The organism is Streptomyces sp. NPDC051963 (assembly GCF_044593495.1).
Classification (GTDB): domain Bacteria; phylum Actinomycetota; class Actinomycetes; order Streptomycetales; family Streptomycetaceae; genus Streptomyces.
This window is the reverse complement of record NZ_JBIUCC010000006.1, coordinates 322523-337013: the sequence shown is the minus strand read 5'-3', so window position 1 is coordinate 337013 and position 14491 is coordinate 322523. Positions and strand designations below refer to the sequence as shown.

At 69.9% G+C, this 14491-nt stretch carries 11 protein-coding genes and 2 pseudogenes; 6 read left to right on the top strand and 7 right to left on the bottom strand.

Features of this window, described 5'->3' with window-relative positions:
* Positions 1–63 precede the first annotated feature (63 nt).
* Entirely contained in the window at positions 64–2727 is a 2664-nt protein-coding gene (locus tag ACIHFB_RS26070) for an AAA family ATPase (RefSeq protein ID WP_400128069.1), read from the top strand.
* Here ACIHFB_RS26070 and ACIHFB_RS26065 read toward each other — a convergent pair.
* On the bottom strand, positions 2689–3063 hold the full coding sequence (locus ACIHFB_RS26065) for a DUF2255 family protein (RefSeq protein ID WP_365281956.1): 375 nt from the start codon (positions 3061–3063) through the stop codon (positions 2689–2691). The genes ACIHFB_RS26070 and ACIHFB_RS26065 overlap by 39 nt on opposite strands.
* 215 nt (positions 3064–3278) lie before the next feature.
* Positions 3279–4904, bottom strand: a complete 1626-nt coding sequence (locus tag ACIHFB_RS26060; protein ID WP_400128068.1) for a carboxylesterase/lipase family protein — start codon at positions 4902–4904, stop codon at positions 3279–3281.
* A gap of 351 nt (positions 4905–5255) precedes the next feature.
* Between ACIHFB_RS26060 and ACIHFB_RS26055 the strand changes: the two genes are divergently transcribed.
* Positions 5256–7112 carry a DUF2207 domain-containing protein gene (locus tag ACIHFB_RS26055; protein ID WP_365281954.1) on the top strand — a complete coding sequence of 619 codons (1857 nt, stop codon included), beginning with the start codon at positions 5256–5258 and terminating at the stop codon, positions 7110–7112.
* 49 nt (positions 7113–7161) lie between these two features.
* Here the strand turns inward: ACIHFB_RS26055 and ACIHFB_RS26050 are convergent, their stop codons facing one another.
* Positions 7162–7383, bottom strand: coding sequence for a hypothetical protein (locus tag ACIHFB_RS26050; RefSeq protein WP_400128067.1), 222 nt, complete (start codon positions 7381–7383; stop codon positions 7162–7164).
* 99 nt (positions 7384–7482) lie between these two features.
* On the opposite strand from ACIHFB_RS26050, the gene ACIHFB_RS26045 reads away from it, so the two are divergent.
* The 3 genes and pseudogenes from ACIHFB_RS26045 to ACIHFB_RS26035 all read left to right on the top strand — a co-directional run bounded on the left by ACIHFB_RS26045 (position 7483) and on the right by ACIHFB_RS26035 (position 9473).
* Positions 7483–7953: a DUF4158 domain-containing protein gene (locus ACIHFB_RS26045; RefSeq protein ID WP_365281952.1), complete on the top strand. Its 471-nt coding sequence runs from the start codon at positions 7483–7485 to the stop codon at positions 7951–7953.
* 35 nt (positions 7954–7988) lie between these two features.
* Positions 7989–8270: pseudogene (locus ACIHFB_RS26040) on the top strand (hypothetical protein); the annotation flags it as partial.
* Positions 8254–9473 (top strand): annotated as a pseudogene (locus ACIHFB_RS26035) (transposase). The pseudogenes ACIHFB_RS26040 and ACIHFB_RS26035, both read left to right, overlap by 17 nt.
* A gap of 382 nt (positions 9474–9855) precedes the next feature.
* Here ACIHFB_RS26035 and ACIHFB_RS26030 read toward each other — a convergent pair.
* From ACIHFB_RS26030 to ACIHFB_RS26015, 4 genes are read right to left on the bottom strand one after another with little or no spacing between them, the layout of a single operon-like run.
* Positions 9856–10521, bottom strand: coding sequence for a response regulator transcription factor (locus ACIHFB_RS26030; RefSeq protein WP_365281951.1), 666 nt, complete (start codon positions 10519–10521; stop codon positions 9856–9858).
* Entirely contained in the window at positions 10518–11642 is a 1125-nt protein-coding gene (locus tag ACIHFB_RS26025; protein WP_400128066.1) for a sensor histidine kinase, read from the bottom strand. The genes ACIHFB_RS26030 and ACIHFB_RS26025 overlap by 4 nt, the downstream gene beginning before the upstream one ends.
* Positions 11639–12307 carry an ABC transporter permease gene (locus tag ACIHFB_RS26020; protein ID WP_365281949.1) on the bottom strand — a complete coding sequence of 223 codons (669 nt, stop codon included), beginning with the start codon at positions 12305–12307 and terminating at the stop codon, positions 11639–11641. Before ACIHFB_RS26020 ends, ACIHFB_RS26025 begins: the two co-directional genes overlap by 4 nt.
* Before the next feature lie 47 nt (positions 12308–12354).
* Complete coding sequence (locus ACIHFB_RS26015; RefSeq protein ID WP_400128065.1) at positions 12355–13278, bottom strand: ABC transporter ATP-binding protein; 924 nt, start codon at positions 13276–13278, stop codon at positions 12355–12357.
* A gap of 241 nt (positions 13279–13519) precedes the next feature.
* Between ACIHFB_RS26015 and ACIHFB_RS26010 the strand changes: the two genes are divergently transcribed.
* Positions 13520–14344 (top strand): lipase family protein, encoded by an 825-nt coding sequence (locus ACIHFB_RS26010; protein WP_365281947.1) that lies wholly within the window; start codon positions 13520–13522, stop codon positions 14342–14344.
* Positions 14345–14491: the final 147 nt, after the last annotated feature.

Genomic DNA, 14491 nt, shown 5'->3' with positions numbered 1-14491 from the left:
CTCCGTAGGCGACCGGGGGCGTTCCCGGATTCCGCGCGGGCGTGACTGCCTAAGCTCACAGGCATGGTCGAGACGAACGCGGATGCGCTGATCGGTCGGCAGACGGAAGCACGGCAGCTCGACGCCCTGCTGGAGGCCGCTCGGGAGGGCCGTGGCGGCGCCCTGGTCCTGCGCGGTGAGCCGGGCATCGGCAAGAGCGCACTGCTGAGTCATCTGGACGAGGCCGCGACCGGGTTCCTCGTCATGCGGGCGTCCGGCGCGGAGTTCGAGATGGAGCTCCCGTTCGCCGCACTGCATCAGTTGCTCGCGCCCGTCACGGGCCGGCTGACGGCGTTGGCTGCGCCGCACCGCAAGGCACTGGAGATCGCTTTCGGCCTCGACACCGGCATGCCCGATCCGTTCCTGGTGGGCGTGGCCTCGCTGGGCCTGCTGGCGGAGACCGCGCGGGAACGCCCGCTCCTGTGCGTCGTCGACGACGCGCAGTGGCTGGACCTCGCGTCCGCCAAGGCGCTGGCCTTCCTGGCCCGCCGGGTCTCGGCCGAACCGATCGCGGTGGTGTTCGCGGTACGCGATTCGAGCCGTCTCCCCGAGCTGGACGAGTTGCCCGGCCTGACCCTCCAGGGTCTTGGTGAAAGGGATGCCCGGGCGCTGCTGGCCGCGGCGGTCCGTGCCCCCCTGGACGAGCGGGTGCGCGACCGCATCCTGGCCGAGGCGCGCGGCAACCCCCTCGCTCTGCTGGAGCTCCCCAGGACCGCCGGACTCGCCGGGATGGCGGGCGGATTCGACCAGCCCGCCTCGGTGCCCGCCGCGATCGAGCAGAGCTTCGGCTGCCGGCTGGGCAACCTGCCGGCACCGGCCCGGCTGCTGGTGACCGTCGCCGCCGCCGACCCGATCGGTGACCCCGGTCTGTTGTGGCGTGCGGCCGAAGTGCTGGGCATCGACACGGCTGCCGCCGCGGACTCCGTGCCGCTGGTCGAGTTCGGCACCCGGATCCGCTTCAGCCATCCGCTCGCGCGCTCGGCCGCCTATCGCGCCGCGGCGCCGGAGGAGCGACGGAGGGCGCATGCGGCACTGGCCGCCGCCACCGACCCGGTGGCCGACCCCGACCGGCGAGCCTGGCACCGTGCCCAGGCCAGCGCCGGACCGGACGAGCAGGTGGCCGCCGAACTCGAAGCCTCCGCCACCCGTGCGCAGGACCGCGGCGGTGTCGCGGCCGCGGCGGCCTTCCTCGAACGCTCGGCCGCACTCACGACCAACCCGGACCTCCGTGTCGAGCGAGCGCTCACCGCGGTCCAGGCCAAGCTCTCGGTGGGGGACTTCGACGCAGCGGCCGACCTGCTCACCACCGTCCCGACCGACGATCCGAGCCAGGCCGCCAGGGCCGACCTGCTCCGCGGCAGGCTGTCGTTCGTCCGCCGCCGAGGCGACGAAGGTCCCACGGCACACCTCCTGCGTGCCGCCGCCCGGCTGGCGGCCACCGATCCGCCCCGGTCACGGGAGTGCTACCTGGACGCCATCGAGATGGGCCTGCTCATCGGCGGCCTCGACCACGTGGTGGAAGCCGCCGGGAAAGCCCCGTCGCCGGACGGGCCGGCATCCAGCGCCGACGCGGTCCTGACCGGCCTGATCAGCCTGGTCGGCGACGGGCATGCGGCAGCGGGGGAGATCCTCCGGCCGATCCTCGGCGACCTCGACCACGAGGTGTGGGCCAGGCGCCCGTCACTGGGCTTCATGGTGGCCGTCGAGCTGTGGGACTTCGACGCCCTGTACGGCATCGCCACCCGCGCCGTCGCGGCAGGCCGCGAGGCGGGTTCCTTCCATGCGCTGCCCATCGGGCTGGCCATGCAGGCCGCCGCGACCGTCCACGCGGGCGATTTCGGTGCCGCGATGGAGCTGATCTCCGAGGAGGAAGCGATCGCCGAGGCGACCCGCGCGGCGCCGCTGGTGTACCCGCGCCTCCACCTGGCCGCGCTGCGCGGCCGGCGCAAGGAGGCCGCCGAACTGTTCGCGTCGGTGGATCCTCGGATGAGCCTCAGTGTGCAGTGGGCGACGGCCGTCCTCAACAACGGCCTGGCCGACTACCCGGCGGCGCTGGAGGCGGCGAAGCAGGCGGTCGAGTACGGAGCCGTCGGCACCGCGAGCCTTGCCCTGCCCGAGTTGGTCGAAGCGGCCGTACGGTGCGGCGAGTCCGAACTCGCCGCCGAGGCCCTCGCGTCCCTCCGGGAGCGCGCCCAAGCGGGCAGACAGGCTTGGGGGTTGGGTGTCGAGGCCTGCGCGCGGGCCCTGGTGACCGAGGACGAGGCCGCGTATCAGGAGGCGATCGACGTCCTCGACGACAGCGCCCTGGTGGTCTACCGGGCGCGAGCGCGTCTGCTGTACGGAGAGTGGCTGCGCCGCCAGGGCCGACGGCGCGATGCCCGCGCGGAGTTGCGGCCGGCGCACGAGTCGCTGTCCGACCTCGGCATGGAGGCCTTCGCCGAGCGCGCCGCCGGCGAGTTGCGGGCCACGGGCGAGCATGCCCGCAGCCGCTCGGCGCAGGCCTCGGATCAGCTGACGATGCAGGAGGTGCACATCGCGCGCCTGGTCGCCGAGGGCGCGACCTCCAAGGAAGTGGCGGCGAAGCTGTTCCTCAGTCCGCGGACGGTCGACGCGCACCTGCGCAACATCTTCCGCAAACTCGGGCTCACTTCACGCAGACAACTGCGTGACCTCCCCGACATCCGTTAGCCGCATGGTGGTGGCCGCGGCCCCGGGCCCGTTCATCGACTCCACGGGGCCGGGCCAGTCCAACCCGTACTTGGCCCGGTACGCCGCGGAGACGCGCCGGACGAGTGCGGGGTCGTCCACCGGCTGGAGGGTGACGGACAGCCGGGCCCCGGCCACCTCCACCTCCGTGTCCGCGTGCCGCAGGACCCGGCGGTACCAGGCGCTGCGCCGCCCGAACGCCGAGCGGACGTAAGCCTCCCCGCCGAGCACCACCACCCAGACCGGCCTGGCCGACCACCGTCCGTCCGAACGCCGTACCCGCATCATGATCTCCGCGTGGTCCATGAATGTGTTCATGGACCCACGTTCTCTCCTGAGGCACTGCGTACGCGTCGGTGACGTCCACCTAGAGCCCACTTGGATAGGCCCCTGTCGCCGACGCGCCTCACAAGAAGGGCAAGAGCAAGAGGAAGAACAAGGCCGAGCGGCGCGCGGCGAAGGCCCAGGCGTGGTTCGCCCTGGTCTTCACCGCGCTCCTGGTCCTGGCCGAGCAAGGCGGGGGCCGCCGGGCCTCAGGACGTGGGAACACCTGCCTGGGCGGCGAGTTGGTCAGGGTTGGTGGTGAGCCCGTCGTAGCTGATGCTGTTCCAGAACGAACACTGGTGTCGGTCCGCGTACACCGTGGACTTCAGGGCCTGGCTGTCATCACCGGGCAGCAGAGACATGTACGTGCCGCTGCGGTACGACGGCCAGGCCGCGAGTCCTCCGGTGGTGGGGTTCGCGTGCTTCACGAACGCGCCCCAGTAGCGCACCATCGCCGTGGACAGCTGCTGTTGCTCCGGGGTCAGCAACTTCGAGGTCTCCATGGGCCACAGGTAGCCGAGCTCGCTGGCGTGCGGGGCGCCGGAGTCGAAACCGGCCGGAGTCGTCGCGAGGGTGGGCGGGTGCGGGTCGTCGAACTCGTAGAAGTACGTCCTCGGTTGACGGGCCGCGAACTGAGCGGTGAGGTTCTGGTACTGGCAACCGCCCAGCCCGTAGAAGACGCTGCTGTCGTCCCACAGTGCGCTGATGGCGTATGTCGCCGCGTACGGGCTGTCGTAGGCGCTGTAGGGGTAGTGGGCGAGTATGGCGTCGGCCTGGGCGCCGAACTCCAGCCCGACCGCCCGCTCGTACTGCTCCTTCGTCGCGTTGGCGAACGGCAGTGCCCATTGGCGCACTTCGTCGCGGGTGCTGCCGATGAGGAGGGGGACGTTGTGGATCCGGCCGGTTCGTACGGCGGTGCTCGGCGCGAGGGGCAACTCAGGGACCCCGGACACGGGAAGGGGACCGCTCAGGATGCCGCCGGTGAAACCGCTGCCGGCGGCCAGCAGTTCGTTCGCCGGCTTGGCCCGCAGACAGGACACGCTCTTCGCCGGAGCGGAACAGCCGGCGGCCGTGGCGAAGTCCTCGCCCTTGGCGGTCGCCTGGGCGACCGTGAGGCTCGGGCACCCGCCGCTCTGGATGATCGCACCGGCGAACAGGCCGCGCGCCGGCGGCGAGGACAGCAGAGCGCAGACCGAGTGACCGCCGGCCGACTCACCCGCGATGGTCACGCGGCCCGCGTCCCCGCCGAAGGCACCGATGTTGCGCTGCGTCCAGCGCAGCGCAGCCTCCTGATCCAGCAGTCCGTAGTTGCCCGCACCCTGCCTGCTCAGCCCGGGCACGTCGAGGAAACCGAACACGCCCAGCCGGTAGTTGATCGAGACGACCACGATGTTGTTGGCCTTCGCGATCTGCGAGCCGTCGTAGAGGTCACCCGCACCGCTGGAGAAGCCTCCGCCGTGGATCCAGAACATCACCGGGAGTGGGCGGTTGGTGCGCTGCTCGGGGGTGTAGACGTTGAGGGACAGACAGTTCTCGCTCATGCCCGGGCCGGTGCCGGTGGGTGACTGGAGGCAGCGAGAGCCGTACGCGGTGGCCGACCGCGTGCCCGACCAGGCCGACGCGGGTGCAGGCGGCTGCCAGCGTCGGGTACCGACCGGTGGCGCCGCGTACGGGATGCCGAGGAACCGATCGACCCCGTCCGCCGTGGCTCCCGCGACCGCGCCCTTGTCGGTGGAGACCGTCAAGGGGCGGGGAGCCGCGGACGAAGGCACGGTCAAGGCCATGGTCAGCAGGGCGAGCAGACTCACGACAGCCGCGAGTTCTCGTCGAATCATGGAGCGCACTGAACCTCCCGAGAGGCAGGAACGAGCGGGGAAGCCACATGCTCCGTTTCGAGCAATGGGTGTGCAACGCCGTCAGTCCGCTCAACGGACCTGTGCGTTGAGGTGCCGCAGTCATCGGGAGACGAGGACGTCCATCAGCGAAGCCCGCTCGCAGCGCCGCGCGCGTCGGGTGCGATGTCGAGGTTCTGGCAGGCGACCAGGGCGCGCTCACGCTGTGCAACCACTCGGCTAGGCCGGCGGGAGGCGCTCCTCTGAATTCGAAGACCCTTGTTGTGGGCCCGCCGCAGGGATAGTCTTGCGATCTTCATGGGGGCAGGGGAGGCCTCCGTGACAACCGGGGGTATGTCCTTGAAATCCGCGAAGGGCAAGAGACCGAGAGCGGCGAGGGCCCTGAAGCGGAGACGCAGGGGTGGCGTCTCGATCAAGATCTTCTTCATCGTCCTGGTGCTCAGCGGTCTCGTCGTGCTGTTCCGGATGGGCGGGAACGTGGAGCGCGTCAACACGATGTGGGTGGGCGCCGAGGTCGCCGCCGACGGCAGCATCCGCGTCACCGAGGTCATCGACTACGACTTCGGAGAGGGCGACAGCACGCGGCACGGTATCTACCGCGACCTGCCGGACCTGAGGTACGACGACGACTACGCCAAGGTCAGCGCCAGCCTGGACGGCGCCCGGGTGCCGTGGGAACTCACCCACGGGGACTACTACGAGAGGCCGAACGGCCAGCGGGAAATAGCCACTCGGATCAAGGTGGGCGACCCCGCCGGCTCGGTCACCGGCGTGCACCGGTACCGCATTCAGTACACGCTCACGGACGTTGTGAAGAAGGGCAAGATCGCCTGGGATGCTGTCGGCACCGGTTGGCGGGTCGACCGCTCGGACGTGGAGATCCACGTCGTGGCCCCGTACGAGCTCACCGGCGCACGCTGTGTGCAGGGCACCAACGGTTCCGAGGACGCCTGCACCGCTCGCGGCAGCGGTGCTGGGCGGCTGGACGTCACCCTCGACAAGCTGAAGGGGAAAGAGGGCGTCACCCTCTACGCCTCCCGCGGGCAGAAGCTGACGGGAGCGACGTTGGCCCTGCCGGCACCGCCCTCCGGAAAGGCCGTCGGCACGACCGTGGAAAGCCCGCTGCGGGTGGGTCTGCTCGCGTTCGGCTTCACGCTGTTCTGCGCCGCCGTGACGCTCCTGCTGCTGCGTTTCCTCGGCCGTGACCGGATCGTCGAGGTAGGAATCGACGGCACGCCCGGCCGGACGCGGCGCGTCGCCCTCGGCCGGCTCGCCGCCTCGCTCACGCCGTCGCCCGTGCCCCCAGCGGAATTGACCCCGGCACAGGGCGGGATTCTGCTCGACGAACGGGTCGAGAACCGTCACCAGGTGGCCTGGCTCCTCGGCGCGGCGATCGACGGACACGTCGGCATCGAGGGGACCGAACGGCATCCCACCCTCACGCGCCGCGATCCGGCCGACGCACCCGCGGACCCGCTCGCCAGGGTCGTCTTCGGCAGCATTTTCTCCGGACGCAACTCGGTCACCCTGGGCCTGCGCGACCCGCAATTCCGGTCGGCATGGGAGAGCCTCAACCGCGGGCTGACAAAGTGGCAGGCCGACAGCGATCTGTGGGACGCGGCCGCTGTGCATCGCGCCCGCATCGGACGCACGATCGGCACCGTCGCCACCCTGCTCGGCTTCGTCGCGACGGCCGTCGGGGCCTGGCTCAGCGGTCACCGGAACGCGGCCGGCTGGCCGGTCCTCGTGGTTGGCCTGATCGCCGTCGGTGCCGGCTTCGCGCTGCGACTGCGCTCCGGGGACCTGCACATCCGCACCCCGCGAGGCGCCGCCCTCTGGCTCCGGACGGAGGCGTTCCGGCACTACCTCATGGACCCCTCCTCCCTCCAGCACGACGAGCACCCCGACGAGCACCTCGACGAGATACGACTGAAGCTGTACACCGCGTGGGCGGTGGCCCTGGACGTGGCCGACGCGTGGGAAGGAGCGATCGCCGACTCGACGGCCGTTCCCGTGCACCGTTCGACTCTCGTGGCCGGGTTCGCCCCAGGCTTCGCCCTCGGCCTGATCACCGCCGCCACGATGTCCAGCGGTGCCCCTCCCTCCAGCGGCGGGGGTGGCGGAGGTGGCGGAGGTGGTGGCCAGAGTGTCGGTGGCGGTGACGGCGGTGGTGGCGGTGGGTCCTGGTGACCTCTGGTACTCGTAGGTGCCTCATGCGGTATCAGGCACCCGAAGCCCGTCACATCCCGGCAGCGTCGTCCTCCGAAAGCAATGCGTTCAGGCGTTGCAGGACGTCGAGTTGGGCCTCGTTGTAGAATTCGACCACTGCCTGCACGACAACCGACTGGGTGATCGACGGGGTGATCGTCCCTTCCTGGTGGGAGGAGGCTTCCAGGTCGCGCAGCGACGGGTGGTCCTTCTTCCGTCTGCGGACTTGGCCCCGGTGTCCTAGCTCAGACACCAGCCGCAAAGTAGGTCTCGGGTAGCTGGACGAGTCCCCTTTCCCTGTCCTGGGCATCATCGTTGGTCTGATCGAGTGATCGAGGCCAAAGGGGCGTGCGTGCGGCAAGAGTGGTCGCCAGAGGAGCTGTTGGCGAACTGGACGCTGGTCGACGGCGACTGGGACCTGGTGGCGGACAAGAGCGGGACGACCCGGCTCGGCTTCAGCCACTTGCTGAAGTTCTTCGAGCTGGAAGGCCGTTTCCCCGATGTGCTGGAAGCGGTCCCGCCGGCCGCGGTGGAGTACGTCGCCGAGTTGGTGAAGGTCCCGGCCACCGAGTTCGCGCAGTACATGCTGGTCGGCCGGACGGCGTGGTGCGCAAGGACTGGCGCGAAGCGGTCGTCGACGACAAGGGCAGGGTCGAGCGCATCCCGTACGAGCTGTGCGTTCTGGTCGCGCTGCGGGACGCTGCACGGCGCCGCGAGAGCTACGTCGAGGGCGCCGCGCGCTGGCGTAACCCGGAGGACGACCTGCCCGGCGACTTCGAGGCCACTCGCGCCGTGCACTACGCCGCGATCCGGCAGTCGCTGAACCCGAGGGCGTTCATCGCGGACCTGAAGTGGCGCATGACCGCGGGTCTGGACCAACTGTCCGACGCGCTCACGGACGGCAGCGCGGGCGGGGTGAAGCTCACCACCCGCAAGGGCGAGCCCTGGATCACCGTGCCCAAGCTGGAACCGCTCGCCGAGCCCACCGGCCTGGCGGCCCTCAAAGAGGAGGTCGCACGCCGCTGGGGCGTCCTGGACCTCCTGGACGTTCTGAAGAACGCCGACTTCCTCACCGGCTTCACAGAGGAGTTCTCCTCAGTGGCCGCCTACGAGCGCGTCGAGCGTGACGTCCTCCAGCGCCGGCTGCTGCTGGCCCTCTTCGCACTGGGCACGAACATGGGCATCCGGGCGATCGTGGCGACCGGCGAAACACGGCGAGAGCGAGGCAGCGCTGCGGCACGTGCGCCGGCACTTCATCACCGTCGACAACCTCCGGGCCGCCGTCACCAGGTTGGTGAACGCCACCTTCGCCGCCCGCGACACCGCATGGTGGGGCCGCGGCACCGCGTGCGCGTCGGACTCGAAGAAGTTCGGGTCCTGGTCCTCCAACTTCATGACCGAGTACCACGCCCGCTAAGGCGGCAACGGCGTGATGATCTACTGGCGCGTCGAGCGGAAGAACGTCTGCATCTACTCCCAGCTCAAAAGCTGCTCGTCGTCCGAGGTCGCCGCGATGATCGAGGGCCTGCTGCGGCACTGCACCGACGCCGAGGTCGAGTCGAACTACGTCGACACCCACGGCGCCTCGGTGGTCGGGTTCGCCTTCACCGAACTGCTCAACTTCCGCCTGCTGCCGAGGCTGAAGAACATCGGCAGCATCCGCCTGTACCGCCCGGACGACACCCCGCCCGGCTGGCCCGCGCTCGGTGCCTCGCTGACGCGGCCGATCCGCTGGGAGCTCATCGAGCAGCAGTACGACCAGATGGTGAAGTACGCGACCGCGCTCCGGCTCGGAACGGCGGAGGCCGAGCAGGTGCTGCGGCGCTTCACCCGCGGCGGCCCCAAGCACCCCACCTACCAGGCACTCGAAGAACTCGGTAGGGCGTGCGCACGATCTTCGCCTGCGACTACCTGGCCAGCCCCGGCCTGCGTCGGGAGATCCACGGCGGGCTCCAGGTCGTGGAGAACTGGAACAGCGCGAACACCGTGCTGCACTACGGCAAGGACGGCGCCCTGACCGGCCCGGACAAGGAACACGCCGAGACCTCCATGCTCGCCCGGCACCTGCTTCAGTCCGCGCTCGTGCACGTCAACACCCTGCTGGTGCAGCAGGTCCCGGCTGAACCGGCCTGGGCGAAGAAGCTGAGCGATGAGGACCGGCGCGGCCTGACCGCGCTGTTCTGGTCGAACGTCAACCCGTACGGCACGTTCCGCCTGGACATGGACAAGTGCCTCGACCTGGGGCTCACGGTGCCCCGCCCCCGCACCCCGGCGGACGCCGCCGACCGATCGAGCACGGAGACACGATGGAGGACTTCGCCGACCTCACCGACCCCCGGATGAACGAGGCCGCGTGGCGGGCGCTCGACCTGAGGCGCGCCTACGCCGCACGCGACCGCGCCGGAGTCGTCGAGCAACACGCTTTAGAGGCGTACCAGCTGGAGTACGCCCGAGGCGTGCTCATCACGATGTACAACGACACCCGCGGGTCCTCAACGACACTGGGCGCTGCGAAACCCGGCGACTCTGGTGCGGGAGGTCGACGCGGTGCCCCGCTTCGCGCCCGCCGAGCACGAGTTCGCCGTCACCACCGCCGCCCGGCGCCTGGCCCGCGGAGAGGCGAAGATGCGGGAGGTCATGGGCTCCATGGACTTCCGCGAGCGCATCCACACCATGGCCGTCTACAGCATCGGACGCGCAGGCGTCTGCCGGAACAGTTCCGGGCTCAGCCTGAGCTGCCTGGGAGGACGAGGCCGTTCTCGTAGGCGAATACCACAGCTTGGGCGCGGTCACGTAGATGGAGCTTGGCGAACATGCTGCCGACGTGGCTCTTCACTGTTGCCTCGGTCACGACCAAGCGCGCGGCGATCTCAGGGTTCGACAGGCCCCTGGCCACCAGGAGGAGGGTCTCCCGTTCCCGGGGCGTGAGACCGGTCACCAGCTCGGCAGGGGGCCGGAGCGGTTCTGCGCGGGCGGCGTAGTCCTCGATCATCCTGCGGGTGATCGACGGCGACAGCAGCGCCTCACCGTCGTGCACGACGCGGATCGCCTCCAGCAGGCGGTCGCGTGAGGCGTCCTTGAGCAGGAAACCCGACGCGCCCGCCCGCAGTGCGCCGAAGACGTACTCGTCCAGGTCATAGGTCGTCAGGATCAGTACCCGGGGCGCGGTTCCGGCGGCGGTCAGCCGGGAGGTGGCCTCGACGCCGTCCATGCGCGGCATCCGGATGTCCATCAGGATCACGTCGGGGCCAAGGGCAGCGGCCTGGGTCAGTGCCTCGTGGCCGTCGGCGGCTTCGCCGACGACCTCGATGTCGTGCTGGGTCTGCAGGAACAGCCGGAAGCCGGTGCGGATCAGCTCCTGGTCGTCGACGATAAGAACGCGGATGGTCATACCACGTCCCCGACCGGGAGCCAGGCGGTCACGAGGAAGCCGCCGGCGATCCGGCGGGCGTCCAGGCTGCCGCCTGCCACCGCCGCACGCTCCCGCATCCCGAGTATGCCGTGCCCGCCGGCCGACGAGACCGGGTCACCGCCGCCGTCGTCTTCGACCGTGAGGTCCAACCGCGTCGGGCCGTAGTCGAGCGTCACCGTGACCTGGGTGGGATCGGTGTGCTTGAGCACGTTGGTCAGCGCCTCCTCGACGATTCGGTAGGCCGACAGTTCGAGGCCGTCGGCCAGCGGCCGGGCTTCGCCGGTGACCTCGAGCCGCACGGGCATACCGGCGGCCCGATAGCCGGAGACCAGCTCGGCGAGTTGGTCGAGCGAGGGCTGCGGTCGCCACTGCGCGCCGCTGTCCAGTGTGCGCAGCAGGCCGAGGATCCGGCGGAGCTCGGCCAGGCTCTGTTCCGCGCTGGCCTCGACCCGTTCCAGGGTCTCAGCCGAGACCTGGGGATCGGTCGGCAGGACGTCGCGGGCGCCGCGCACGCCGATCAGGGTGACGGTGACCGAGTGGGCGACGATGTCGTGGAGTTCGCGGGCGATGGAGGTGCGTTCCCGCTGTGCCGCGATCTGGTCGAGCTGGTCACGCTCGCGTTCCAGGGTGGCCGCGCGGTCCTCCAGCGCCTGGGTGTAGCGCCGTCGGGTCTGCAGGTACGAGCCGAGGGCCCACCCGCCGATCGAGACGGGCGGCGAGCAGATGCTCGCCAGCTGCAGGTACAGCATCGTTGGGACGAGCGCCGCCACCGAGACCCTGCGGTCACGCAGGTCGGCGAGCGAGGCGAGGGTGACCACGGCGGGCCCTCCGCCCGGCGCGTAGCCCAGCCAGACGAGCACGGCGGCACCCGCACAGGCCGCGGCGAGCACCGCCAAGGGTGCGCGGCGGCGGCCGAGCAGAGTGGCGCCGGTCAGCACCGTCACCACCACCGGGAGCACGCCGACCCCGGTGTTGCTGTCGAAGAGCACCCCGACTTCTACCGCGGTCGCGGTCATGGCCAGCGCGAGGTCGAACAGCGCCGAGCGGTGCGGGACCAGCGGGTCGCACAACGCCCTTGCACGCCGCAGGAACCGGTTCACGCCAGATCGCGCCGGCGCTCGACGACAACCGCGACGAGCGCGACCGCGGCCGTCCATGCGGCCAGTACCCATCCGGCCTCGACGACCGACAGGGTCGTGTTGTGGGTCATCCGGCTCAGCACGCCGGCCGCGCCCAACGGCGTGAGGTTGACCATCGACTCCGAGACCCCGGACAGCAGCGGGACCACGGCGAAGTTCACGATCAGCAGGACCACCACCCCCAGGACCGGGCTACGGATCAAGGCACCGAGGGCGGCACCCAGGATCGCGGACAGGACGAATGCGACGAGGTTGCCCGCCACGACGGCACCGACATCTCCCGAGGTGAGATCGGGACCAGGCTGGTCACTGAGCAGCGGCAGTGCAAGCCCGACCGATACCACGGTCGTCAGCGTACCGAGCAGGAGCGCCATCAGTGCGTAAGCGGTAATTCTCGCCGACAGCACGAGCCCACGATGACGGCGGCCCACCAGAGCCGCCGGTGCGGCGGTTCGGTGCCGATACTCCCCGGCTGTGCCGACCAATCCCCAGAGCAGAAGCAGGATCGGCAGCGCAGACAGGGCCTCCTCCTTCTCGGGTACCTCGTCCAGCGTGCCCGACCACACTGCGACCGCCAGGACGTTGAGGACGGCGAACGCGACCCCGCCCACCGCGAAGCCCAGCACGGTCCGGGTGGTGATGGTCTTGATCAGTTCGCCTCGCAGTAGATGGTTCAACGGTCCGCCCCTCCCGTGAGGCCGAGGAACGCATCTTCCAGCGACGCAGTCCGCTGGACGATCTCCTCCAGCAGGATGCCGTCGCGGTGGGCCAGTCGTGCGACCTCCGTGACGTCGAGCCCTTCGATCAGCATCCCGCCTGCGTCATCGCGCCTTGTGCGGCCACCGGCCGCAACCACCAGCGCCGACAGGCGCTCGGCCTCGGCGGTGCGTACGAAGACCGCCTTCGCCCCGGACTGTTCGAGGTCTCCGATCGTGCCTTCGTGGACCAGCCGGCCCCGGTCGATCATGATCACGTCGTCGACGGTCTGGGCCGCCTCACTGAGCATGTGGCTGGACAGCAGGATAGTGCCACCCTTCGCGGCCCGATCCCGCAGCAGCGTGCGCAACCAGCGGATGCCCTGTGGGTCCAGGCCGTTCACCGGTTCGTCCAGCACCAGGATCTCCGGATCGCCCAGCAGCGCTGCGGCGAGCCCGAGCCGCTGCCGCATTCCCATCGAATACTTCCCGACCCTGCTGCGGGCCGCCTCCTCCAAGCCGACGAGCTCCAGGACCTCACCGACCCGGCGGCGGGGCAGTCCGGCCAGAGCGGCCAGCGACCGCAGGTGCGCCCGACCGGTACGGCCGGGATGGGCCCCGCACGACTCGATGTGCACGCCGAGCAGCCGGGCGTCGAGCCTGATCTCCGGGACCGGCGTGCCCCGTACGAACGCCCGGCCCGCTGTCGGCCGCGCCAGTCCGACGACCGCCTTGAGCGCAGTGGTCTTCCCTGCCCCATTCGGGCCGAAGAACCCCGTCACCCTTCCGGTCTCGACCGTGAACGACAGGTCTTCGACAGCTGTTCTACGGCCATAACGCTTGGTCAGCCCTTCGACCCTGATGGCCGTCGGGTCCCCAACGGATGTTCGTGGAGAAGTCATACCGGAAGCTTCCAGCGTGGTGATCTCCCAGTCATCCGCCCACGGTCGAAACCCGACTTCCCACCAGGGGAGGAGACCACGGCTGTCTCCCAGCGGCCCGCTCCAGCAGATATTGCATAGGTGGTGACACACGCGGGTGATCTTTGCTCCGATTGCATCTCAGGCGAGCCGTTTGCGGCTATGACGATCAAGGCCTCATCTCTTGGCCTTGCCCCTGTCTCGCCTGCACCGGGAGAGTGCGATGCCCATCCCCGCAATCGATCACCAGACGAAGACCTACAACCTTCAGCACGCCTACTGGATGTGCCGGGCCTCAGAGCTCGCCTACAAGGATGAGGCCGCCATCGAGGCCCAGGCCGAGCAGTGGGGCTTCGATCGGGTCCATCACCACCACACGGCATTTACGCCGCCCTTCCCCCTCCAGGACACGCAGGCGTACACCATGGCGAGCGACCACATGATCGTCATCGCCTTTCGGGGGACCGAGCCGACGAACATCAAGGACTGGCTCTCCGACATCACCACGCCCCCGTGGCCAGGACCGGGAAACAAGGGGTTCGTCCACTACGGCTTCGGCGAAGCCCTGAACTCCGTCTTTCCCGAAGTCAAGAAAGGGCTGGAGGCGACGCGGACCAACGGCCAGACGGTCTGGATCGCCGGGCACAGCCTCGGGGGCGCCCTCGCCATGCTCGCCGGCGCACGGCTGCACTTCGAGGAGCCGAATCTGCTGGCCGACGGCATCATCACCTTCGGCCAGCCCCGTGTGTGCGACCGGGTGCTTGCCGCCGCCTGCGACAAGGCATTCGCCAAGCGCACCCACCGCTTCGTGAACAACAACGACATCGTGCCCCACCTGCCACCCGAGCCCGCCTACACCCACACCCAACTCCTGCGTTACATCGACTCCACCGGCAAGCTGCGCGAATCCATGCCTCTGCTGAGCGGGCTGACCGACCGAGCCAAGGGTCTGTCGGCCGACCTCCTCGCCCCGGGCAGCGACGGCATCAGGGACCACTTCATCTTCAACTACATCGACGTCATGGAGCGGAACCTGGCCCGGAGTTGAGCTTGTCGGCGGCAGGTGCAGACGGCTGTGCTCGGCGACGAGCACTCGGATGTTCCGTCATACGACCTACCGAGGCGATCGAGCTGGACGCCTTCTGCCACCCGCCGCCCCGACTGGCGGTACGCCGGAGGCGACGCGTAGTCGCTC

What these genes read in the sequence shown, in the direction of transcription:
- ACIHFB_RS26055 (WP_365281954.1), top strand. Translation starts at nt 5,256, where the DNA reads ATGTCCTTGAAATCCGCGAAGGGCAAGAGACCGAGAGCGGCGAGGGCC.
- ACIHFB_RS26060 (WP_400128068.1), bottom strand. Translation starts at nt 4,904, where the DNA reads ATGATTCGACGAGAACTCGCGGCTGTCGTGAGTCTGCTCGCCCTGCTG.
- ACIHFB_RS26015 (WP_400128065.1), bottom strand. Translation starts at nt 13,278, where the DNA reads ATGACTTCTCCACGAACATCCGTTGGGGACCCGACGGCCATCAGGGTC.
- ACIHFB_RS26065 (WP_365281956.1), bottom strand. Translation starts at nt 3,063, where the DNA reads ATGAACACATTCATGGACCACGCGGAGATCATGATGCGGGTACGGCGT.
- ACIHFB_RS26010 (WP_365281947.1), top strand. Translation starts at nt 13,520, where the DNA reads ATGCCCATCCCCGCAATCGATCACCAGACGAAGACCTACAACCTTCAG.
- ACIHFB_RS26070 (WP_400128069.1), top strand. Translation starts at nt 64, where the DNA reads ATGGTCGAGACGAACGCGGATGCGCTGATCGGTCGGCAGACGGAAGCA.
- ACIHFB_RS26030 (WP_365281951.1), bottom strand. Translation starts at nt 10,521, where the DNA reads ATGACCATCCGCGTTCTTATCGTCGACGACCAGGAGCTGATCCGCACC.